General features: G+C 67.2%; 22 protein-coding genes. 11 read left to right on the top strand and 11 right to left on the bottom strand.

All coding sequences use genetic code 11. From position 1 onward, the window contains the following. Window position 1: 1 nt before the first annotated feature. The 3 genes from LE197_RS31570 to LE197_RS31560 form a co-directional block, all read right to left on the bottom strand. Complete coding sequence (locus tag LE197_RS31570; RefSeq protein WP_003113254.1) at window positions 2-1378, bottom strand: acetyl-CoA carboxylase biotin carboxylase subunit; 1377 nt, start codon at window positions 1376-1378, stop codon at window positions 2-4. Between the two features lie 10 nt (window positions 1379-1388). Then, window positions 1389-1637 (bottom strand): acetyl-CoA carboxylase, encoded by a 249-nt coding sequence (locus LE197_RS31565; RefSeq protein WP_003084813.1) that lies wholly within the window; start codon window positions 1635-1637, stop codon window positions 1389-1391. Between the two features lie 76 nt (window positions 1638-1713). Further along, complete coding sequence (locus LE197_RS31560) at window positions 1714-2472, bottom strand: 5-oxoprolinase subunit PxpA (protein ID WP_003103315.1); 759 nt, start codon at window positions 2470-2472, stop codon at window positions 1714-1716. Between the two features lie 117 nt (window positions 2473-2589). Between LE197_RS31560 and LE197_RS31555 the strand changes: the two genes are divergently transcribed. From LE197_RS31555 to rarD, 7 genes are all read left to right on the top strand, one after another. Further along, the gene (locus tag LE197_RS31555; protein WP_003118849.1) at window positions 2590-3516 is read left to right on the top strand and encodes a LysR family transcriptional regulator; all 927 of its coding nucleotides are present in this window, start codon (window positions 2590-2592) and stop codon (window positions 3514-3516) included. Between the two features lie 53 nt (window positions 3517-3569). Then, window positions 3570-3863, top strand: a complete 294-nt coding sequence (locus LE197_RS31550) for a hypothetical protein (protein WP_003113255.1) — start codon at window positions 3570-3572, stop codon at window positions 3861-3863. Between the two features lie 138 nt (window positions 3864-4001). Beyond that, entirely contained in the window at window positions 4002-4727 is a 726-nt protein-coding gene (locus tag LE197_RS31545) for a ComF family protein (RefSeq protein WP_003103309.1), read from the top strand. A gap of 41 nt (window positions 4728-4768) precedes the next feature. Continuing rightward, window positions 4769-5089, top strand: coding sequence for a YfiM family lipoprotein (locus tag LE197_RS31540; protein WP_003103307.1), 321 nt, complete (start codon window positions 4769-4771; stop codon window positions 5087-5089). A 67-nt stretch (window positions 5090-5156) separates the two neighbouring features. Then, a complete protein-coding gene (locus tag LE197_RS31535; protein ID WP_003084796.1) occupies window positions 5157-5915 on the top strand; it encodes a TOBE domain-containing protein in 759 nt (252 codons plus the stop codon). Window positions 5916-5976: 61 nt separating this feature from the next. After that, a complete protein-coding gene (locus LE197_RS31530; RefSeq protein WP_003084794.1) occupies window positions 5977-6951 on the top strand; it encodes a serine/threonine protein kinase in 975 nt (324 codons plus the stop codon). 202 nt (window positions 6952-7153) lie between these two features. Beyond that, on the top strand, window positions 7154-8050 hold the full coding sequence (gene rarD / locus LE197_RS31525; RefSeq protein WP_003103301.1) for an EamA family transporter RarD: 897 nt from the start codon (window positions 7154-7156) through the stop codon (window positions 8048-8050). Between the two features lie 689 nt (window positions 8051-8739). Here rarD and LE197_RS31520 read toward each other — a convergent pair. Both LE197_RS31520 and LE197_RS31515 read right to left on the bottom strand, forming a co-directional pair. Beyond that, window positions 8740-9255, bottom strand: a complete 516-nt coding sequence (locus LE197_RS31520) for a glycine cleavage system protein R (RefSeq protein ID WP_003084789.1) — start codon at window positions 9253-9255, stop codon at window positions 8740-8742. A gap of 31 nt (window positions 9256-9286) precedes the next feature. Then, window positions 9287-9730: a GNAT family N-acetyltransferase gene (locus tag LE197_RS31515; protein ID WP_003105215.1), complete on the bottom strand. Its 444-nt coding sequence runs from the start codon at window positions 9728-9730 to the stop codon at window positions 9287-9289. Between the two features lie 306 nt (window positions 9731-10036). Between LE197_RS31515 and LE197_RS31510 the strand changes: the two genes are divergently transcribed. Continuing rightward, window positions 10037-12214: a malate synthase G gene (locus LE197_RS31510; RefSeq protein WP_003105217.1), complete on the top strand. Its 2178-nt coding sequence runs from the start codon at window positions 10037-10039 to the stop codon at window positions 12212-12214. Window positions 12215-12261: 47 nt separating this feature from the next. On the opposite strand, the gene LE197_RS31505 is transcribed toward LE197_RS31510, so the two are convergent. Further along, the gene (locus tag LE197_RS31505) at window positions 12262-12705 is read right to left on the bottom strand and encodes a hypothetical protein (RefSeq protein WP_003105223.1); all 444 of its coding nucleotides are present in this window, start codon (window positions 12703-12705) and stop codon (window positions 12262-12264) included. A 42-nt stretch (window positions 12706-12747) separates the two neighbouring features. Further along, the gene (gene pcaD / locus LE197_RS31500) at window positions 12748-13545 is read right to left on the bottom strand and encodes a 3-oxoadipate enol-lactonase (RefSeq protein WP_003105224.1); all 798 of its coding nucleotides are present in this window, start codon (window positions 13543-13545) and stop codon (window positions 12748-12750) included. Between the two features lie 103 nt (window positions 13546-13648). On the opposite strand from pcaD, the gene LE197_RS31495 reads away from it, so the two are divergent. Continuing rightward, window positions 13649-14599: a LysR family transcriptional regulator gene (locus LE197_RS31495; protein ID WP_003160882.1), complete on the top strand. Its 951-nt coding sequence runs from the start codon at window positions 13649-13651 to the stop codon at window positions 14597-14599. 78 nt (window positions 14600-14677) lie between these two features. Here the strand turns inward: LE197_RS31495 and LE197_RS31490 are convergent, their stop codons facing one another. Continuing rightward, complete coding sequence (locus tag LE197_RS31490) at window positions 14678-15154, bottom strand: GNAT family N-acetyltransferase (protein ID WP_003084777.1); 477 nt, start codon at window positions 15152-15154, stop codon at window positions 14678-14680. A gap of 87 nt (window positions 15155-15241) precedes the next feature. Between LE197_RS31490 and LE197_RS31485 the strand changes: the two genes are divergently transcribed. Continuing rightward, window positions 15242-16168: a LysR substrate-binding domain-containing protein gene (locus LE197_RS31485; protein WP_016263905.1), complete on the top strand. Its 927-nt coding sequence runs from the start codon at window positions 15242-15244 to the stop codon at window positions 16166-16168. 347 nt (window positions 16169-16515) lie between these two features. Next, window positions 16516-18243, top strand: a complete 1728-nt coding sequence (locus tag LE197_RS31480; RefSeq protein WP_003084774.1) for an NCS1 family nucleobase:cation symporter-1 — start codon at window positions 16516-16518, stop codon at window positions 18241-18243. 33 nt (window positions 18244-18276) lie between these two features. Here LE197_RS31480 and LE197_RS31475 read toward each other — a convergent pair whose 3' ends face one another. The 3 genes from LE197_RS31475 to LE197_RS31465 form a co-directional block, all read right to left on the bottom strand. Continuing rightward, window positions 18277-18846 carry a TetR/AcrR family transcriptional regulator gene (locus tag LE197_RS31475; RefSeq protein WP_025270834.1) on the bottom strand — a complete coding sequence of 190 codons (570 nt, stop codon included), beginning with the start codon at window positions 18844-18846 and terminating at the stop codon, window positions 18277-18279. Window positions 18847-18895: 49 nt separating this feature from the next. Further along, complete coding sequence (locus LE197_RS31470; RefSeq protein WP_003118845.1) at window positions 18896-19300, bottom strand: PaaI family thioesterase; 405 nt, start codon at window positions 19298-19300, stop codon at window positions 18896-18898. A 139-nt stretch (window positions 19301-19439) separates the two neighbouring features. Continuing rightward, window positions 19440-20189, bottom strand: a complete 750-nt coding sequence (locus tag LE197_RS31465; protein ID WP_003121781.1) for a glutathione S-transferase family protein — start codon at window positions 20187-20189, stop codon at window positions 19440-19442. Window positions 20190-20275 lie beyond the last annotated feature (86 nt).

Here is a 20275-nt window from a genome sequence, read left to right as displayed (position 1 = left end):
CTCAAACCTCCTGCGCGGCGGCGGTCCGCTCGGCGAGCCAGGTTTCCAGGGTAGCGGTATCGAACTGCGCGGCCTGTACCCGCGCATCGGCGAGCAGCCAGCGGTGCAGCGGCAGGGTAGTGGCCATGCCGGCCAGCACGGTGCGCTCCAGCGCCTGGCGCGCGCGGGCGAACGCTTCGTCGCGGTCGCGACCATGGACGATCAGCTTGGCCAGCAACGAATCGTAGTACGGCGGCACCCGGTAGCCGGGATACAGGTGGCTGTCCACTCGCACGCCCTCGCCCTGCGGCCATTCCAGGCGCTCCACGGTGCCGGGGCTGGGGAAGAAATTGCGCGCCGGGTCTTCGGCGTTGATCCGCATCTCCAGCGCCGCGCCGTTCAGGCGAATGTCCTCCTGGCGCCAGGGCAGCGCCTCGCCGGCGGCGATGCGCAGCATGGCCTGGACCAGGTCGATGCCGGTGACCATCTCGCTGACCGGATGCTCGACCTGGATACGGGTGTTCATCTCGATGAAGAAGAACTCGCCGCTGTGCGCGTCGAACAGGTATTCCAGGGTGCCCGCGCCACGATAGCCGAGACTCTGCGCCAGGCGCACCGCGCTCTCGCAGAGGGCCTGGCGCTGCGCGCCGTCCAGCGCCGCCGAAGGTGCCTCCTCGAAGACCTTCTGGCGCCGCCGCTGCAGCGAGCATTCGCGTTCGAACAGATGCACCGCGCGCTCGCCATCGCCGAGGATCTGCACTTCGATGTGCCGTGCCTGGCGGATGAAGCGCTCCAGGTACACCGCCGGCGAACCGAAGGCGGCCTGCGCCTCGCGCTGGGCGATGGGGAATTCCCGACGCAGTTCGTCGGCGTCGTGGGCGATACGGATGCCACGCCCGCCGCCGCCGGCGGAGGCCTTGACCAGCAGCGGATAGCCGACCTCTTCGGCGCAAGCCAGCGCCGCGTCGAGGTCGCCCAGCTCGCCGGGCGAGCCCGGCACCACCGGCACCCCGGCGGCCATCGCGGTACGCCGCGCCTCGGCCTTGTCGCCCATGCGGCGGATGGTCTGCGCCTCCGGACCGACGAAGACCAGGCCGGCCGCCTGCACCGCTTCGGCGAAGGCGGGGTTCTCGGAGAGGAAACCGTAGCCGGGATGGATCGAGTCGGCACCGGTTTCCCGCGCCGCCATGAGAATCGCCTCGATATCCAGGTAGCTCCGGTCGGCCCGCGCAGGGCCGATCAGGCGTACCTCATCGGCCAGCCGCGCGGCCAGCGAATCGCGATCCGCCTCGCTGCACACCGCTACCGTGGGAATGCCCAGTGCCTGCGCGGCGCGGATGATGCGCACGGCGATCTCGCCGCGATTGGCCACCAGCAGCTTGTTCAGTCGCTTGTGCATGGCATCCTCCTCAGGTAGCGCTGGCGATCACCGCCAGCACCTGGCCCGGCTCGATGGCCTCGCCATCTTCCACGTGGAACGCCTGGAGTATGCCGGCCTGCCCGGCCTGCACTTCGGAAAACTGCTTCATCACCTCGATCAGCCCGATCACGCTGCCGGCCTCGACCGCCTGCCCGACCTCCGCGTAGGGCGGCGCGTCGGGGCTGGCCTTGCGATAGAAGGTGCCGGGCAAGGGGGACTGCACGTTATGTTCGGCCATGACGAATCCTCATTATTCGAACGTTGTAGGAAATGGCAGAAAAGCTTATCGCGAGGCTCGCCGAGGCGAGCGGCGCTCAACGCGGCGCCTTGATGCGGATGCCGGCGCCCTCCAGGCGCGCACGGGTGCTGGCGACCAGCTCCAGGGCACCGGGGGTATCGCTGTGGATGCACACCGAGTCGAAGGCGATGTCGAGGTCCTCGCCCTCGACGGTGCGCACCTTGCCCTCGCGGCAGGCGCGCAGGACCTTGTCGGCGACCTGCTGCGGATCGAGGGCGGCGACCCGCCGGGTGAAGACGATGGAGCCGCTGCGGTCGTAGTCGCGGTCGGCGTAGAACTCGCGCACCAGCGGCTGGCCCAGTTCCCGGCCGATGCGCCAGGTGGCCGAACCGGGCATGCAATAGAGCAGCAGTTCCGGTTCCAGGCGTTGCAGGGTCTCGACGAACAGGCGCGCGGCGACCTCGTCCCGCGCCAGGTGCATGTAGAGCGCGCCGTGGGGCTTGACGTGTTGCAGCGACAGGCCCTGCAGCCGGGCGAATTCGCGCAGTGCGCCAAGCTGGTAGAGCATGTCGTTGACCAGCTCGATGGCCGGCGCGGCGATGTGCCGACGCCCGAAGCCGACCAGGTCGCGGAAGCCCGGATGGGCGCCGATGGCCACGCCATGCTCGGCGGCCATCTCCACGGTGCGGCGCATGCTGCTCGGGTCGCCGGCATGGAAACCGGTGGCGATGTTGGCGCTGCTGATCAGCGGCATGATCGCCGCGTCCACGCCATCGCCGATGGTCCATGGGCCGAAGCCTTCGCCCATGTCGGAATTGAGGTCGACTTCAGTCATTGCCCGCAGGCCTCATCTGTCTTGTTGTTGGATGGAGCCACGGTAAAAGCCGGAAAAGGTATTGGGTAGATTTATTATTCGATAGACTGGTTTCTGAAAAACAGATACCTCCTCCGGATGCTCCCCATGGCCCTGACCCTCCGCCAGGTTCGCTACTTCATCGCCACCGCCGAGTTCGGCCAGATATCCCAGGCCGCCATCCACCTGAACATCTCGCAGTCGGCGGTGACCAGCGCGATCCAGGAACTGGAGGGCATGCTCGGCGTCGCCCTGTTCACCCGCACGGCCCAGGGCATGAACCTGACCGACAGCGGCCGGCACTTCCTCAACCACGCCTATTCGATCCAGCGCAGCGTCGACGACGCGCTCAACAGCCCGCAACCGGACACCCGGGTCGAAGGCACCCTGAAGGTCGCCGCCAGCTATACCGTGATGGGCTATTTCCTCCCCCACCACCTGCAACGCCTGGCGCAGTGGTACCCGGAACTGGAGCTGCAACTGTTCGAGGACGAGCGCGCCAGCATCGAGCGCGGCCTCCTCGACGGTCGCTACGACATCGCCGTGCTGCTCACCGGCAATCTCACCGAGCCCGGGATCGCCGCCGAAACCCTGTTCAACTCCGAGCGCCGGTTGTGGCTGCCCAGCCGCCATCCGCTGGGCGAGAAGGCCGACCTGGGCCTTGCCGACGTGGCCGGCGAGCCCTACATCATGCTCACCGTCGACGAGGCCGGGCAGAGCGCGCTGCGCTACTGGCAACAGAGCGGCCACCGGCCACAGGTGATCCTCCATACCAGTTCGGTGGAAGCGGTGCGCAGCATGGTCGCCAACGGCTCCGGCGTGGCCATCCTCTCCGACCTGGTGTACCGGCCCTGGTCGCTGGAAGGCAAACGCATCGAGACGCTATCGCTGGTCGACCCGGTGCCGTCGATGAGCGTCGGCCTGGCCTGGCGCCGCGACACCGAAGCGAGCGCCGGGATGCGCGCGTTCCGCGAATACTTCCGCCAGTCGTTCCTCGCTCCGCAGCAAAGCAGCAGCCGGCGCTGAACCCGGCGGCTAATCTCTGATCCAACGCTGGGAACACTCAGGACAGGACACTCATGGGTACAGAAGGCTTTTTCGACGGACTGGGCGAGATGCTGGGCAGGGCGATCCGCTTCGTGGTGGACCTGCTCTCCGGCCTGCTGGGCGGCATCTGGGACGCCATGGACGACTTCCTCCACGGCCTGGCCAGGGCCATCGGCATGGACGCATCGCTGTTCAGCTTCGTCTTCCTGGTGCTCGGCCTGTTGCTGCTCTACAGCGGTATACGCGCCTTCATGCGCCGCTCGATAGTCGGCGGGGTGATCTGGACGGTGCTCGGCCTGATCGTCATGAGCTGGCTCATCCACTGATCCACGCGTCGGCCGTTTCCGCAAGGAGCGAAGGAAGGTTTCGGTTATCCACAGGCGAGTTCCGAACCCGCTGGCAACGGCTGGTCGGCGGCGCGCGCCTGCGGTTGCATGGTGCGACATCCGCCAGGAAGTCCCGCCATGTCGTTCCCGCTTCGTCCTCTCACTCGCTGGCTTTTGCCGCCGCCGGCCTGCCTGCTCTGCGCCGCCCGCAGCGACCAGCCGCCCCGCCCACTGTGCCGCGCCTGTGCCGCCGACCTGCCCTGGTCGCGCCAGCAGTGCCGGCGCTGCGCCCTGCCCCTGCCGCTGGACGGCCAGGTGTGCGGCGAGTGCCTGCGCCGCCCGCCGGCCTATGAACAGGCGATCGCGCCCTGGCGCTACGCCTTTCCGCTCGACAGCCTGATCAACCGCTTCAAGCACCAGGCGGCCTGGCCGCTGGGGCGGCTGCTCGGCGAGTTGCTGGCGGAACACCTGCGGCAACGCTACGCCGAAGGCCTGCCGCGCCCGGCACGCCTGCTGCCGGTCCCGCTGGCGCCACGGCGCGAACGTCGTCGCGGCTTCAACCAGGCGCAACAGCTCGCCGAGCGACTGGCTGGCGAGCTGGACCTGCGCTGCGATCCGCACAGCCTGCGGCGAGTGCTGGATACTCCGGCCCAGCAGGGACTGGACGCGACGGTGCGGCGGCGCAACCTGCGCCACGCCTTCGCCCTGGCGCCCGCCAGCGATGTTCGCGGGCTGCACCTGGCACTGGTGGACGACGTGCTCACCACCGGGGCCACCGCCGAGCGCCTTTCCCGCCTGTTGCGCCGGGCGGGCGCCGCGCGGGTCGACGTCTACTGCCTGGCGCGCACGCCGAAGCCCGGCTGAGCTGGGCTAAACTGCCGCGCAACCGATACGGGAGAGGATCCATGCGCGCACTGCTGGTCGCGGCCTGCCTGTTGCTCGGCGGTTGCAGCCATTTCGCCGAAGACGACTGGCTGGGCGAAGACAAAGCCCTGCATTTCGCCAGTTCCGCGGCCCTTGCCGCGGCGGGCATGCAGATGGCCCACGACCGCGGCCTGCGCGGCGCTCGCCAGGCACGCTTCGGCCTGAGCTTCTCGCTCGCCTTCGGCGTCGGCAAGGAGTTCTACGACAGCCGTTCCGCCGGCAGCGGCTGGAGCTGGAAGGACCTCGCCTGGGACCTGGCCGGCGCCGCCGCCGGCTACGGTCTCTACCAGGCCGCCGAGTGACGCCCTTGCGTTTTGCCCATGGCTGTTGGAGCCTTCGCCGTATACGTCCGCTCATAGCGAAGCCTCCATGTCCGCACTCTCCACTCTCGCCCAGCACGTCACCCGTCGCCCGCAACGCATCGCCCTGCTCGCGCAGATCGCCGAACTGGGCTCCATCACCCGTGCGGCGAAGGCCGTGGGCATCAGCTACAAGGGCGCCTGGGACGCCATCGACGAACTGAACAACCTGGCCGAGCGTCCTCTGGTCGAGCGTAGCGTCGGCGGCAAGGGCGGCGGCGGCGCCCGGCTGACCGCCGAGGGCGAACGCCTGCTGGCTCTCTACCGGCGCCTGGAAGCCTTGCAAGCGCAGGTGTTGCAGGCCGCGGAAGACGCCGAGGACCTCAACCTGATCGGCCGCCTGATGCTCCGCACCAGCGCACGCAACCAATTGCACGGGCGGGTCCTGTCGATCCATGGCGAAGGCTTCCACGACCGCATCGCCATCGAGCTGCCAGGCCAGCAACGCATCGAGGCGCTGATCACCCGCGCCAGCACCGAGCAACTCGAACTCGGTCGCGGCCGCCCGGTACTGGCGCTGATCAAGGCCGGCTGGCTGGACGTCGGGCTGGAACCGCGCGAGGACCAGCCGAACCAGTTGCACGGCACCCTGGAGGAAATCCTCGCGGCCAAGGCCGGTCCCAGCGAGGTGCGCATCGCCCTGGGCAGCGGTCTTACCCTCTGCGCGCTGCTGTCCGGCGAACGCCTGGCCAGCCTGGGGCTGAAGAAGGGCCAGAAGGTGATCGCCTCCTTCGATCCAGCCCAGGTCCTGCTCGGCACGCCGCTGTGAACCTGCCGGCCCGCGCCGGCTTGCGTACACTAGGGGTCTTTCGAGCCTTGGATGCCCCGTCATGTCCCATCCCTTCGACCAACTGACCCCCGACCTCGTCCTGGATGCCGTGGAAAGCCTCGGCTATCTCAGCGACGCACGGGTGCTGGCGCTCAACAGCTACGAAAACCGCGTGTACCAGGTCGGCATCGAGGACGGCGAGCCGCTGATCGCCAAGTTCTACCGACCGGACCGCTGGAGCGACGCGGCGATCCGCGAGGAGCACGCCTTCTCCGCCGAGCTGGCGGAATGCGAGGTGCCGGTGGTGGCGCCGCTGTCGCGCGACGGCGAAAGCCTGTTCGCATTCTCCGGCTTCCGCTTCGCCCTGTTCCCGCGGCGCGGCGGGCGCGCGCCCGAGCCGGGCAATCTCGACCAGCTCTACCGCCTCGGCCAGTTGCTCGGCCGCCTGCACGCGGTCGGCGCCACGCGGCCGTTCGAGCACCGCGAGGCGCTCGCTGTGGATAACTTCGGCCACGCCTCGCTGGCCACCCTGCTGGAAGGCAATTTCATCCCCAGGAGCCTGCTGCCGGCCTACGAGTCGGTCGCCCGCGACCTGCTGAAACGCCTCGACGCCCTGTTCGCCGAGGTGCCCTACCAGCCGATCCGCCTGCACGGCGACTGCCATCCGGGCAACCTGCTGTGCCGCGACGAGGTCTACCACATGGTCGATCTCGACGACTGCCGCATGGGCCCGGCTCTCCAGGACCTGTGGATGATGCTCGCCGGCGAGCGCCACGAACGCCTGGCGCAGATTGCCGAACTGGTCGACGGCTACAACGAGTTCCACGACTTCGACCCGCGCCAGCTACCGCTGCTCGAAGGCCTGCGCAGCCTCCGCCTGATGCACTACAGCGCCTGGCTCGCGCGGCGCTGGGACGACCCGGCGTTCCCGCCGAGCTTCCCCTGGTTCGGCAGCGAACGTTACTGGGGCGAGCAGGTGCTGGTGCTGCGCGAACAACTGGCGGCGCTGGACGAGGAACCGCTGCGACTGTTCTGAGCCTCCTGCGGACGGGGCGAATGGCGCGCGGCGCTATCCGTCCCGCCGCGTGGCAGGCGAGGGAACGGCAAGTGTGCCGGTGCTTTTCCGCGGGAACTGTGCGCAGACAAGCTCGCCACCCCCCTACTAGAATTCACAGGACATCCGCGCGTGCATACCGTGCACGGCCATTCTTACCTGCCTGACGTTTCAAGGATTCTCCATGGCGACCGCCAACCTCCGTCGGGGCTATGTCCTCGGCCTGACGGCTTATGTGATCTGGGGACTGTTCCCGCTCTACTTCAAACTGCTCGAACGCATTCCCGCGGTGGAAATCATCGTCCAGCGCGCGGTCTGGTCGGCCCTGTTCGGCGCCGTCCTGCTGCTGTTCTGGAAGCACCCGGGCTGGTGGCGCGAGCTGCGCCAGAATCCGCAGCGCTTCGTCGTGCTGGCCGCCAGCGGACTGCTGATCGCCAGCAACTGGATGACCTATGTCTGGGCGGTGAACAACGGCCACATGCTGGAAGCCAGCCTGGGCTACTACATCAATCCGCTGATCAACGTGATGCTCGGCATGTTGCTGCTCAAGGAACGCCTGCGTCCCCTGCAATGGCTGGCGGTGGCCCTGGCTTCGCTGGGCGTGGCGCAGCAGGTCTGGCAACTCGGCAGCCTGCCCTGGGTGTCGCTGGTGCTGGCCCTGACCTTCGGCTTCTACGGCCTGATCCGCAAAAAGGCGCCGGTCGCCGCGCTGCCCGGACTGGTGGTGGAAACCTGGCTGCTGCTGCCGCTGGCGCTGGTCTGGTTGCTGTTTTTCGCCGACGGGCCGACCAGCGAAACGGCTTTCTGGAGCACCCCGGAAGCCCTGTGGGTGGTCGCCGCGGGCCCGGTGACGCTGGTTCCGCTGGTCTGCTTCAACGCTGCGGCAAGGCACCTGCCCTACGCCACCCTGGGCTTCCTGCAATACCTGGCGCCGACGCTGGTCCTGCTACAGGCGATCCTGCTGTTCGGCGAGCATCTGGACTCCAGCCGCCTGACCGCCTTCGCTTTCATCTGGCTCGCCCTGGCCGTCTACAGCTTCGACGCCTGGCGCAGCCTGCGCCGCCTTCCCCAGCCGGGCTGACGTTATCCCCAGGCTTGCGGAACTCCGCAAGCCTGGCGAAAAAACACGCACTCCTTCCTATCCCCCGCCAATACTGACGCTCAGCGATCCACCCCAGGCTTTTCCACAGGATCATGCACGCACTTTGTGCATATACCTGCCTTCTCCTCTCCGCAGGCACGTGGATAACTCTTCGGAAGAGGCCCTGCAAAGCGCCTGATCAGTCTTTGAGCATACCGCTGCATGCAAGGCTTACCAAGGGTTACAACGATATACACAAGGCTTATCCACAAATCTGCCCAAGGCTTTTGTGAGCAACTGTGGATGAACCGGAAAAGCCATCGATCAAAAAACGTACGGATACCTGTAATACCGATGAATAAAGGCCTGCATGGATTTTTCCCCGGCTTACCCACAGACTGCTCCACGTTATTTGTGCACAGGGGCAACGATAGCGGCGAAGGTTAATCCACAAGCAAAAGCGCAAGAGAGGCTGCTCAGAAAACGACCAAACCCTTGTATCGCCTACGGATAAAGGCCTGCAAGCTTATCCACACAGAATACCCACAGGCTGGTCCACCTGGTTTGGGAATAACCGCAACGCAGCTGGTCAAAAAACGCGCTACGACCTCCAAGCCTCGCGGCGCCTGGGCTTCAGGGTTTCACCCAAGGCTTTTCCACAGGCCCGTCCCCGGCTTTCCTGAACAACTTCAGGACGCGTCCAGCACCAATTCCACCATCAGGTCGTCGGCCAGGTCTTCCAGTCGCTCGCGCAGGGTGTCCAGCGACAGGGTCAGCGGCACCGCCAGCAGCGCATCGGCATGGAACAGCGGTTCGCTGCTCATCGGCGCCGGGCGCACTTCGGTGGACAGGCTCTCCAGGTTCACCCCGTGCTCGGCCAGCAGCCGGGTGATGTCACGCACGATACCGGGGCGGTCGTTGCCCACCAGGTCGAGGTGGATAGGCTTCCAGTTGCATACCGGCTCGATCCCGCTTTCCGCCAGGAGCACGCGGATACCGTGGCTGGACAGGCCCTGTAGCCCTTCCACCAGTTCGTCGTAGCCTTCCGCCGGCACGGCCACCCGCAGTATCCCGGCGAACTGCCCGGCCATCCGCGACATGCGGCTTTCCAGCCAGTTGCCGCCGTGGGAGGCGATGCATTGGGCGATGCGCTCGACCAGGCCGGGATGGTCGGTGGCGATCACGGTCAGGACCAGGTGATCCATGAGCTTGCCTCCTGCTGGGACGAATGGGAGTTCAGAGCTGCAGCCAGTAAGTGTAGAACTGTTCGTCACGGACATAGCCGAGGCGCTCGTAGAGCGACTGCCCGGCGTGGTTGGTCTTCGCCGTCTCCAGTTGCAGGCCGCAGGCGCCCATGCTTTCGGCGAAACCCCGGGCCTGGTTCATCAGGGCCTCGCCGACACCCCGGCGACGCGCCTCCGGGCGGACGTAGAGATCGCTGAGCAGCCACGAAGGTCGTAGCGCCAGGGAGGCGAACAGCGGATAGAGTTGGACGAAGCCCAGCGCCCGCGCCTCGGCATCCCTGGCCAGGAACAGGGTCGAATCGCCCTGGCGCAGGCGCTCGGCGAGGAATGCGCGGACCTGCTCTTCCGGCGCCGGCACTTCGTAGAAGTCGAGGTAGGCGGAAAACAGCGGAACCAGGTCGGCGAGATCGGCGAGGGATGCGGCATGGACGGGCATGGCGAGGCTCCTGGGGCGATTCCGGGAGTATAGGCAAGGCGCTCGCAGCGCAGTGAAACATCCTGCGACGCCGCGCCGCAGTTGGGCTCGCGATAAATCGTGTACTGTTTTTAGATTTATCTGGAACAAAGTACAGTTTTTTTGCGAACATTGAGCCTGGCCAACGTGACCGTGAAGCGTCATCCAGTCGTAACGCGACGCGTAACCACTGATTTTTCCCGCGGCATCATGTAGTATGCCGCGGCTCGGACTACAAGGCCGTGCGGCCCGGGTCCAGAGCTGGTCTAGAGCAGAGTGAGGCAAACAATGACTGAACGCGTTCAAGTCGGTGGCCTGCAGGTCGCCAAAGTCCTGTTCGACTTCGTGAACAACGAAGCCATCCCCGGAACCGGCGTCTCTGCCGACACGTTCTGGACCGGTGCGGAGGCCGTGATCAACGACCTGGCGCCGAAGAATAAAGCCCTGCTCGCCAAGCGCGACGAACTCCAGGCCAAGATCGACGGCTGGCACCAGGCTCGCGCCGGCCAGGCCCACGACGCCGCTGCCTACAAGGCCTTCCTCGAGGAAATCGGCTACCTGCTGCCCGAGGCGGAAGACTTCCAGGCCGGCACCCAGAACGTCGACGACGAGATCGCCCGCATGGCCGGCCCGCAGCTGGTGGTGCCGGTGATGAATGCGCGCTTCGCCCTCAACGCCTCCAACGCCCGCTGGGGCTCGCTGTACGACGCACTCTACGGCACCGACGTGATCAGCGAAGAAGGCGGCGCCGAGAAAGGCAAGGGCTACAACAAGGTTCGCGGCGACAAGGTCATCGCCTTCGCTCGCGCCTTCCTCGACGAGGCCGCGCCGCTGGAGTCCGGCTCCCATGTCGACGCCACTTCCTACAGCGTGAAGAACGGCGCGCTGGTCGTCGCGCTGAAGAACGGCAGCGAAACCGGCCTGAAGAATGCTGGCCAGTTCCTTGCCTTCCAGGGCGACGCCGCCAAGCCGCAAGCGGTACTGCTCAAGCACAACGGCCTGCACTTCGAAATCCAGATCGACCCGAGCAGCCCGGTCGGCCAGACCGATGCCGCAGGCGTGAAGGACGTGCTGATGGAAGCCGCCCTCACCACCATCATGGACTGCGAGGACTCGGTCGCCGCGGTCGACGCCGACGACAAGGTAGTGATCTACCGCAACTGGCTGGGCCTGATGAAAGGCGACCTGGCCGAGGAAGTCAGCAAGGGCGGCAGCACCTTCACCCGCACCATGAACCCGGACCGCGTCTACACCAGGGCCGACGGTTCCGAACTGACCCTGCACGGCCGCTCGCTGCTGTTCGTGCGCAACGTCGGCCACCTGATGACCAACGATGCGATCCTCGACAAGGACGGCAACGAAGTGCCGGAAGGCATCCAGGACGGTCTGTTCACCAGCCTGATCGCCATTCATGACCTGAACGGCAACACCAGCCGCAAGAACAGCCGCACCGGCAGCGTGTATATCGTCAAGCCGAAGATGCACGGTCCGGAAGAAGCCGCCTTCACCAACGAGCTGTTCGGCCGCGTCGAGGACGTCCTCGGCCTGCCGCGCAACACCCTGAAGGTCGGCATCATGGACGAGGAGCGCCGCACCACCGTGAACCTGAAGGCCTGCATCAAGGCGGCCAAGGATCGCGTGGTGTTCATCAACACCGGCTTCCTCGACCGCACCGGCGACGAGATCCACACCTCCATGGAAGCCGGCGCCGTGGTGCGCAAGGGCGCCATGAAGTCGGAGAAGTGGATCGGCGCCTACGAGAACAACAACGTCGACGTCGGCCTGGCCACCGGCCTGCAAGGCAAGGCGCAGATCGGCAAGGGCATGTGGGCCATGCCCGACCTGATGGCCGCCATGCTCGAGCAGAAGATCGGCCATCCGCTGGCCGGCGCCAACACCGCCTGGGTCCCGTCGCCGACCGCCGCGACCCTGCACGCCCTGCATTACCACAAGGTCGACGTGTTCGCCCGCCAGGCCGAGCTGGCCAAGCGCACCCCGGCCTCGGTGGACGACATCCTGACCATTCCGCTGGCGCCGAACACCAACTGGACCGCGGAAGAGATCAAGAACGAGGTGGACAACAACGCCCAGGGCATCCTCGGCTATGTCGTCCGCTGGATCGACCAGGGCGTCGGCTGCTCCAAGGTGCCGGACATCAACGACGTCGGTCTGATGGAAGACCGCGCCACCCTGCGCATCTCCAGCCAACTGCTGGCCAACTGGCTGCGTCACGGCGTGATCAGCCAGGAGCAGGTGGTCGAGAGCCTCAAGCGCATGGCCGTGGTGGTCGACCGGCAGAACGCCAGCGACCCGTCCTACCGGCCGATGGCGCCGAACTTCGACGACAACGTCGCGTTCCAGGCCGCCCTGGAGCTGGTGGTGGAAGGCACCCGGCAGCCGAACGGCTATACCGAGCCGGTCCTGCATCGCCGCCGCCGTGAGTTCAAGGCGAAGAACGGGCTGTAGGCCGTTCGCCGCAGCGCAACGAAAAGCCGCCCCGAGGGGCGGCTTTTTCATTTCTTCGGGTAGCCATGCACACGCTCCCAACAGTCGTCGCGCAGCTCCTCGGCGTGGCTACGGATGCTGTCCCAACCGTTCTGCCGCAGCGCCTCCCGGGCCTCTCGACGTACCGCCTGCCATCCGGGGTGGGCATAGATGTCGAAGTCGAAGCAGCCCAGCGCTTCCTCGGGCAGCTCGTTGCACAGCGCCCAGACACGCCTCAAGGCATCGCGAAAACTCCCGGCCTGGTGACCCGGACAGCCTTCGAGCCACTCGTGCAACGGCACGACCTTCTCCGACCAGGTAGAGCAGCCCGGGCAACTGCCGATGGTCTCTCTCTGCATGGCACCGTCAAGGGCCAGGAAATCGAGCGCCAGGAACGCCTCTGCGCTGAGCAGGACCCATCGATGCTCATCCTGCCCGTACCACGTCCAGATGAAACTGCCCGGCTCGTTCATGTCGGCTCCTGCGCCGAGGGAAAAGGCGCGACGATAGCCTAATCAGTCTGCGCCGAGAAAGCTCAGCACCGCGCCTTCGAACGCCTGCGGGAACTCGACGTTCGACAGGTGCACCGCCGGCAGCGTAACCAGCCTGGCCCCGGCAATCGACGCGGCGATCAGCTCGCCGTGGCTGGCGGCGGTGACCGTGTCGTACGCCCCTGCGATCACCAGGGTCGGCCGCTCGATCCGCGCCAGTTGCGCGCGCAGGTCGGTATCGCGCACCGCCGCGAAGGAGCCGGCCAGGCCGTGCCGGTTGGTGGCCATGAGCATCGCCCGGAAGCGCTCGACGACGGGCTCGGCGCGCTCCAGCAGCGCCGGCGGAAACCAGTTGCCGAGGAAACCCGCGGCGGTCTCGCTCATGTCCTCGGCCTGCAGCACCGCGGCGATGCGCTCGTCCCACTGCGCCGCCGGGCCGAGCCAGGCCGAGGTGTTGGCCAGCACCAGCCGCTCGATCCGCTGCGGCGCATGCAGCGCCAGCCACTGGCCGACGATCCCGCCCAGGGACAGGCCGAGGAAATGCGCGCGCCGTACCTCCAGCGCGTCGAGCAGCTCCAGTACGTCCTCGCCCAGCCGGGCCAGGGTGTAGGGCCCCGGCGGCACGCTGGAAGCGCCATGGCCGCGGGCGTCGTAGCGCAGGACGCGGAAGTGCCGGGTCAGTGCCGGGAGTTGCGCATCCCACATGTGCAGGGTGGTGCCGATGGAGTTGGAGAGCGCCAGCAGCGGTTTCTCTGCCGCACCATCCAGGCGATAGGCGAGGCTGGCGCCGTCGCTGGTAGCGAGAAAAGACAGGTTGCCCATGGGAGCCTCCGGGGTCAGGGTGATTGCCATGCACGCCAGGCTAGTTGCGACGGTCCCTGGGAAAAACTACAAAGAATGGAACGACTCTGTCAGGGAAGCTGACATGCACGACTTCACCCTCCACGACCTCCAATGCTTCGACGCGGTGGTCGACGCCGGCGGCTTCCAGGCCGCCGCACAGCGCCTGCACCGCTCCCATCCGGCGGTGTTCGCCGCCGTTGCCCGGCTGGAGCGCCAGCTCGGCCTGGTGCTGCTGGAACGGGGCGGCTACCGGGTCGGCCTGACCGCCGCCGGTCGCTCCTTCCACCAGCGTGCCCAGGCCCTGCTCTACGAACTGGAAGGGCTGCGTGGCCACGCCGCGCACCTGGCCCAGGGCGAGGAAAGCGAGCTGCGCGTGGTACTGGGCGACCTCTGCCCGCCGCGCCCGGCCCTGGCGCTGCTCGCAGGGTTCTTCGGCAGCCAGCCGCAGACCCGCCTGCAATTGCTGTTCGAAACCGTCAGCGGCCCGCTGGAGCGCCTGCTGGACGGCGAGGCCGACCTGATCCTGCATCGCGTGGACAAGTCCGACCCACGCCTGGAATGGCTCGACCTGTGCAGGGTCGGGCTGGTCCCGGTCATCGCGCCGGGCCTGCTCGGCGATCCTCCGCCGCGACCGGTGCGCCCGGAACAACTGCGCCCCTTCGCCCAGTGCGTGATGCGCGACAGCGCCCGCCATTCTCCGCCGACGGACTATTTCATGCTCGCCGGCGCGCGACAGTGCAGCGTGCCGGACCAGCGAACGAAGAAAGAGGTGATCCTCCAGGGCCTCGGCTGGGGGCACCTGCCGGACTTCCTGGTCGACGAGGAACTGGCCGACGGCCGCCTGCTCGCTCTGGCCGGGCCGCATCTGCCAGGACGCAGCGAAGAGGTGGTGGCGGCGCGCCGGCGCGATCGCGCGCAGGGCCCGGTAGCGGAACGCCTGTGGGCGTTCCTGCGGGACAACGCTACAGCGCTACGGGAGAGCGGCATGGATACCGGTGGCGATGACTCGGCAGGCGCCAGGCGTCCTCGGTGAAAAACTGGCGGATATCGCCAGGCGCTATTCGCCCTACCCCCACGCACTCCCCCGGCATCAACGCCGGCTTGCCGCCAGCTACTCCGCCATCTTGCGCAACGCCTCGCCATCCAGCCGGTAGCGCACCCACTCGTCCTGCGGCAGCGCGCCGATGGAGCGGTAGAAGTCGATGGCCGGCTGGTTCCAGTCCAGCACGCTCCACTCCAGGCGTCCGCAGTCGTTGGCCACGGCCTCGCGGGCCAGCTCGCGGAGCAGCCGGCGACCGGCGCCGACGCCACGGTACTCAGGGGTGACGTAGAGGTCTTCGAGGTAGATGCCGTTGCGCCCCAGCCAGGTCGAGTAGCTGTAGAAATACACCGCATAGCCGATCGGCCGGCCTTCGCTCAGGCACATCAGCGCGCGGGTCGGCGAGCCTTCGGCGAACAGGCTGCGGCGGATGCCTTCGACATCGGTGACCACCTCATGGCGGGCGCGCTCGTAGTCGGCCAGTTCGATGATGAAGGCAAGGATCTGTTCGGCGTCGGCCGGTACGGCGGGACGGATTTCGAGAGTCATGGGCAACCTTCCGGTGGGGGATCCGGCCATCCTAGTGCGACTGCTAAGATGCATGAAGTGCATTCTTCTCATCGGCAACTGAATAACATGCATCCCCTGCTGCGCCGCCTCGATCTCAACCTCCTGCTTGTCTTCGACGCCCTGTATCGCCACCGCAACGTCGGCACCGCAGCCAGCGAACTGGCGATCAGCGCCTCGGCCTTCAGCCATGCGCTGGGGCGCCTACGCCAGGGGCTGGACGACGAGCTGTTCCTGCGCCAGGGCAACCGCATGCAGCCGACCCAGCGTGCCGAGCACCTGGCCGCTGCGGTGGCCGCCGCTCTGCGCGCCCTCGGCGAGGGGCTGGAAGAGTGGCGGCCGTTCGTACCGGGACAGAGCCAGCGCACCTTCGTCCTCGCCGCCACCGACTACACCGCCTTCGCCCTGCTTCCGCCGCTGATGAACCGCCTGCAGCACAGCGCGCCCGGAGTGCGCCTGCGCCTGGTCAACGCGGAACGCAAGTTGTCGGTGGAGGCCCTGGCCAGCGGGCGGATCGATTTCGCCCTCGGCTACGACGAGGAACACGAGCGCCTGCCCGAAGGCATCCAGGCCCATGACTGGTTCGCCGACCGCTACGTGGTGGTAGCGCGGCGCGACCACCCACGCCTCGCCGGGGCGCCGACGCTGGAGGGCTACCTGGCCGAACGGCATGCGGTGGTGACGCCGTGGAACGAGGACAGTGGGGTGATCGACCGGCTGCTGGCCCGCTCCGGCCTGCGTCGCGAAGTGGCGGTGCAACTGCCGACGGTGCTGGCGGCGCTGTTCCTGGCAGGCTCCACCGATTTCCTGCTCACCGCTCCGCGACATGCCGCACAGGCACTGGCGGAAGCCGCCGGCCTCGCCCTGTATCCCGCGCCGTTCGACATTCCGCCCTACGTGCTGCGGCTCTACAGCCACGTCCAGCATGTCGGGCGTGACGCCCATGCGTGGATGATCGGGCAGTTGAAGGGCCTGGATATTTCCCGGACGGGCTGAGCTTCGCGCCGCGCACCGTCGACGGGCGCGGCGGTAACACTGGGCACAATTATTGTGCACAATTTTCCCAATACGCTCTCCTGGCGCCACGCTTTTTTCCCCTCTCCCTCGTCCGTCCGCATAAGCCCATGAATCGGTTCGAAATTCTTACCTGATCGAGGCGACAGCTTTTTCCCAAGCGGTTTCAGGGGCTTGCCGGTGAAAGGCCGGTTTCCGCAGAACACGGAAAAGTCGGTCGAGGATCGGTTGGCACATAACTGGCTTAAATCTTCGAAATTATTGTATACAAAAACAACAGACGAACCCGACCTCGCGCCGAGTTCTTCCGACTGCCGGAGGAGACCGCCATGTCCAGCACCCCGAAGCCGCCCGCCTCGCCCCGCGAGTTTTCTCCCTCGCTGCTCGACCTCGGCACCCTGGAAAGCCTCGACAGCCTGCCGCGCGCCGGTCAGCGGAGCGCGGAGTTCTCCGCCTCACTGCTCGACCTGGGCACTCCGGCCAGTCTCGACTGCCTGCCACGCGCCGGGCTGCGCGCAGCGGAGTTCTCGGCGGCGCGCCTGGACCTGGGCACTCCCGCCAGTCTCGATTGCCTGCCCCGCGCCAGCCATCACGCCGGCCCCGAACTGCCGCCGCTGAGCCCGCGCCTGTACAGCGCCGATCTCGCCCCGACCAAGGCCGAAGGGCGCCGCTGGGGACGCTACAGCCTGTTCGCGCTGTGGACCAACGATGTGCACAACATCGCCAACTACTCCTTCGCCATCGGCCTCTTCGCCCTCGGCATGAGCGGTGCGCAGATCCTCGCCGCGCTGGCCCTGGGCGCGCTGATGGTCTACGGGCTGATGAACCTGTCCGGCTACATGGGCCAGAAGACCGGGCTGCCCTACCCGGTGATGTGCCGCATCGCCTTCGGCATCCACGGCGCGCAACTCCCCGCGCTGATCCGCGCGGTGATCGCCATCGCCTGGTTCGGCATCCAGACCTATCTCGCCTCCATCGTCCTGCGCGTGCTGCTGACGGCGATCTGGCCGGGGCTGGCCGCCTACGACCAGGACGCCATCCTCGGCCTGTCGAGCCTGGGCTGGGCGACCTTCGTCGCCATCTGGTGCGTGCAACTGCTGATCTTCGCCTACGGCATGGAGATGGTGCGTCGCTACGAATCCTTCGCCGGACCGGTGATCCTGCTCACCGTCGCCGCCCTCGCCGCCTGGATGTACCTGCGCGCCGGCGCCTCCATCGCCTGGTCAAGCGGCGAACCCATGAGCGGTTCGCAGATGTGGTTGAAGATCTTCGGCGGCGCGGCGTTCTGGGTGACCCTGTACGGCACCATGATCCTGAACTTCTGCGACTTCGCCCGCGGCTGCCCGGACCGGCGCACCATCAGCGTCGGCAACTTCTGGGGGCTACCGGTGAACATCCTGCTGTTCGGCCTGTTCGCGGTGGTCCTCGCCGGCGCCCAGTTCAGGATCGACGGCCAGCTCATCCAGAGCCCCACCGACATCGTCGCCGCGATCCCCGACACCCTCTTCCTGGTGCTGGCCAGCCTGGCGCTGCTGATCGTCACCGTGGCGGTGAACATCATGGCCAACTTCGTCGCCCCGGCCTACGTACTCACCAACCTGGCGCCGAACCTGCTGAACTTCCGCCGCGCCGGGCTGATCAGCGCGACCATCGCAGTGCTGATCCTGCCCTGGCACCTGTACAACAGCCCCGGGGTGATCCTCTACTTCCTCGGCGGCCTCGGCGCGCTGCTCGGCCCGCTGTACGGGATCATCATGGTCGACTACTACCTGGTGCGGAAAGGCCGGGTGAACCTGCCGGAGCTGTACACCGAAAGCCGCGCCGGCGCCTATCACTACGCGCGAGGGGTGAACCCGCGGGCCATCGCCGCGTTCGTCCCGGCGGCGATCATCTCCACCCTGCTGGCATTGTTGCCGGCATTCGCCGAGCTATCGCCGTTCTCCTGGTTCTTCGGCGCCGGCCTGGCCGGCCTGATCCACTACGCCCTGGCCAAGCGCCGCACGGCCTACCGCGAAGTTTCCGGCGAAGCGATCGCGGTGGACAGCGTGCAGCACTGACGGATACCTGGCCGGCCTGGGCGCGACACCCGCCTAGGCCGGCAGTAGCGCCTGCAATTCTTCCTCGATCGCATCCAGCGCCTGGAACGACCGCTCGACGCGGGCCACCGCGACCGCCCCCTCCAGCGCCGCGAGGATCAGCCAGGCGCGCGAGGCGGCGAGCTTTTCCGCCAGTCCGTCGGCGCGCAACGCACGCTCGATGCTGGCGTGCCAGGCGCGGAGCGCCCGGCGGCATTCAGCGTACACCGGGGCCAGCTCGGCGTCGATGCTCAGGCTGGTGGAAAGCACCGGGCAGGCCTCTTCGAAACGCGAATGCTCCAGCCAGCCACGCAGGGTCGCGGTGAACTGGCGGAGGACGTTGCGCGCATGGGGGGCCTGGGTCCCGGCGCGGTCGAGGAAGGACGCCACCTCGTCGGCGACGAAGCCGATCGCGGCGCTGGCGATCTGCGGCTTGCCCTCGGGGAAATAGTGATAGAGCGAGCCTTTCGGCGCCTCGGCGCGAGCGATGATGTCGCTCAGCCCGGTGCCGAAATACCCGCGGCTGGCCAGCAGCGAGGCGGTGGCATGGACGATCCGTTCGGCGGCATTGGACTTCTTCGGCAAACCTGACTCCCCAACTCACGGCAGACGACCGGGCAAGCATGCCCGAGCCTCAGGGCAGATGAAACACGCCGCTGGCGCTGGCCACCAGGCGCTCGCCGCTGTGCAGCCGGGCCGAGGCGAAGGCCATGCGCTGGCCGAGCTTGTCGACCCGGGTATGCACCTCCAGCCAGTCGCCGACCCGCGCGACCCCGCAGAAGTCCAGGCGCAGGCCGACGGTGACCATCGGCTGCGGCGGTTCGCGGGAGAACGCCATGGCGTAGCCGAGGCCAACGTCGGCCAGGGTCGAGAGCAGGCCGCCGTGGGCGGTGCCACCGTGGTTGCAGTGCTTTTCGTCGATGCGCAGCGCCACCACCAACTGGCGCTGGGCGTCCTGCCGGCAGAAGAAAGGACCGAGCAGGTCGAGCAACGGACTGCTGCGGAACAGCGGCTGGAACCCTTCGGGGACGTTCATCACGGTGCGGCCTCCGTTTTATATAGACTGGTCTATATAAAATATGCCCGAACGCTGGATCCACCAGCGCCGCGAAGGTCTTATCGAGGCGCTGAATGGCGCTTCATCAGGACGGCGCCCTGGGCGCCGCCCGCACTCCCTCTCAGCGGCTCATCGGACCGCGCACCGGCCGCTCGCGGGCGTGGCTGGTCGCGCTGAGCGGCGCGCCGGCCTCGCGCAGCGCCTGGCGCTGTTCGGCGACCGGGGTCTGCGCGGTGGCCTTCTCGAAACGCGCCAGATGCTGGAAGGCCGGCAGGGCGAAAGCGTCAGCCAACAGGCGCGCCAGGCGCGGCCAGCGCTCGCCGTCGACCTGGTAGCGCGCCAACTGGGCATTGCGGAACAGGCAGGCGACGGCGACATCGGCGATGGACAGCTCGCCGCACAGCCAGCCGCTCGGCGGGATCCGCCCTTCCAGGTAATTGCAGATCGACGGCAGGTCTTCGTCGTAGGTGCGTTGCAGGATCGCCTGGTCGGGTTCGCGCTGCCAGATGCCGCGGTTGATCACCAACTGGTGGAACAACTGCCAGATGATCACCTGGCCCAGCCGCGAATCGGCGTACTCCTCCAGCCAGCGGGCCTGGGCGCGCTGGCCGATGTCGGCGGGATACAGGCTCGGCTGCGGGTAGCGCTCCTCCAGGTACTGGCAGATCACGCTGGAATCGTTGAGGACGAAGTCACCGTCCACCAGCACCGGTATCTGGCGCAACGGACTGAGGCGCTCGAAGGCCTCGTCGCCGAAGAACGGCACGATGGGGTCGATGCGGTAGGCGATGCCTTTCAGTTCCAGCAGCACCAGCACCTTGCGCACATAGGGGGACAGATAGGAACCGATGATCAGCAAAGGTTCGGCCACGGCGAGACTCCTGTTCTTGTTATGGGAACACCGATCCTCCGGCAAACCAGCGGGACGACTCAAGTGGCTTCCCGACGGACGCCAAT

This window comes from Pseudomonas sp. PS1(2021) (assembly GCF_020405165.1).
GTDB classification, from domain to species: Bacteria; Pseudomonadota; Gammaproteobacteria; order Pseudomonadales; family Pseudomonadaceae; genus Pseudomonas; species Pseudomonas aeruginosa.
Note: the sequence above shows the minus strand (reverse complement) of the source record. Positions and strands in the feature narration are given on the sequence as shown.

Excerpts from the sequence above, each read along its gene's own strand:
- LE197_RS31570 (WP_003113254.1), bottom strand. The coding sequence starts at position 1,378 with ATGCACAAGCGACTGAACAAGCTGCTGGTGGCCAATCGCGGCGAGATC.
- LE197_RS31565 (WP_003084813.1), bottom strand. The coding sequence starts at position 1,637 with ATGGCCGAACATAACGTGCAGTCCCCCTTGCCCGGCACCTTCTATCGC.
- LE197_RS31560 (WP_003103315.1), bottom strand. The coding sequence starts at position 2,472 with ATGACTGAAGTCGACCTCAATTCCGACATGGGCGAAGGCTTCGGCCCA.
- LE197_RS31555 (WP_003118849.1), top strand. The coding sequence starts at position 2,590 with ATGCTCCCCATGGCCCTGACCCTCCGCCAGGTTCGCTACTTCATCGCC.
- LE197_RS31550 (WP_003113255.1), top strand. The coding sequence starts at position 3,570 with ATGGGTACAGAAGGCTTTTTCGACGGACTGGGCGAGATGCTGGGCAGG.
- LE197_RS31545 (WP_003103309.1), top strand. The coding sequence starts at position 4,002 with ATGTCGTTCCCGCTTCGTCCTCTCACTCGCTGGCTTTTGCCGCCGCCG.
- LE197_RS31540 (WP_003103307.1), top strand. The coding sequence starts at position 4,769 with ATGCGCGCACTGCTGGTCGCGGCCTGCCTGTTGCTCGGCGGTTGCAGC.
- LE197_RS31535 (WP_003084796.1), top strand. The coding sequence starts at position 5,157 with ATGTCCGCACTCTCCACTCTCGCCCAGCACGTCACCCGTCGCCCGCAA.
- LE197_RS31530 (WP_003084794.1), top strand. The coding sequence starts at position 5,977 with ATGTCCCATCCCTTCGACCAACTGACCCCCGACCTCGTCCTGGATGCC.
- rarD (WP_003103301.1), top strand. The coding sequence starts at position 7,154 with ATGGCGACCGCCAACCTCCGTCGGGGCTATGTCCTCGGCCTGACGGCT.
- LE197_RS31520 (WP_003084789.1), bottom strand. The coding sequence starts at position 9,255 with ATGGATCACCTGGTCCTGACCGTGATCGCCACCGACCATCCCGGCCTG.
- LE197_RS31515 (WP_003105215.1), bottom strand. The coding sequence starts at position 9,730 with ATGCCCGTCCATGCCGCATCCCTCGCCGATCTCGCCGACCTGGTTCCG.
- LE197_RS31510 (WP_003105217.1), top strand. The coding sequence starts at position 10,037 with ATGACTGAACGCGTTCAAGTCGGTGGCCTGCAGGTCGCCAAAGTCCTG.
- LE197_RS31505 (WP_003105223.1), bottom strand. The coding sequence starts at position 12,705 with ATGAACGAGCCGGGCAGTTTCATCTGGACGTGGTACGGGCAGGATGAG.
- pcaD (WP_003105224.1), bottom strand. The coding sequence starts at position 13,545 with ATGGGCAACCTGTCTTTTCTCGCTACCAGCGACGGCGCCAGCCTCGCC.
- LE197_RS31495 (WP_003160882.1), top strand. The coding sequence starts at position 13,649 with ATGCACGACTTCACCCTCCACGACCTCCAATGCTTCGACGCGGTGGTC.
- LE197_RS31490 (WP_003084777.1), bottom strand. The coding sequence starts at position 15,154 with ATGACTCTCGAAATCCGTCCCGCCGTACCGGCCGACGCCGAACAGATC.
- LE197_RS31485 (WP_016263905.1), top strand. The coding sequence starts at position 15,242 with ATGCATCCCCTGCTGCGCCGCCTCGATCTCAACCTCCTGCTTGTCTTC.
- LE197_RS31480 (WP_003084774.1), top strand. The coding sequence starts at position 16,516 with ATGTCCAGCACCCCGAAGCCGCCCGCCTCGCCCCGCGAGTTTTCTCCC.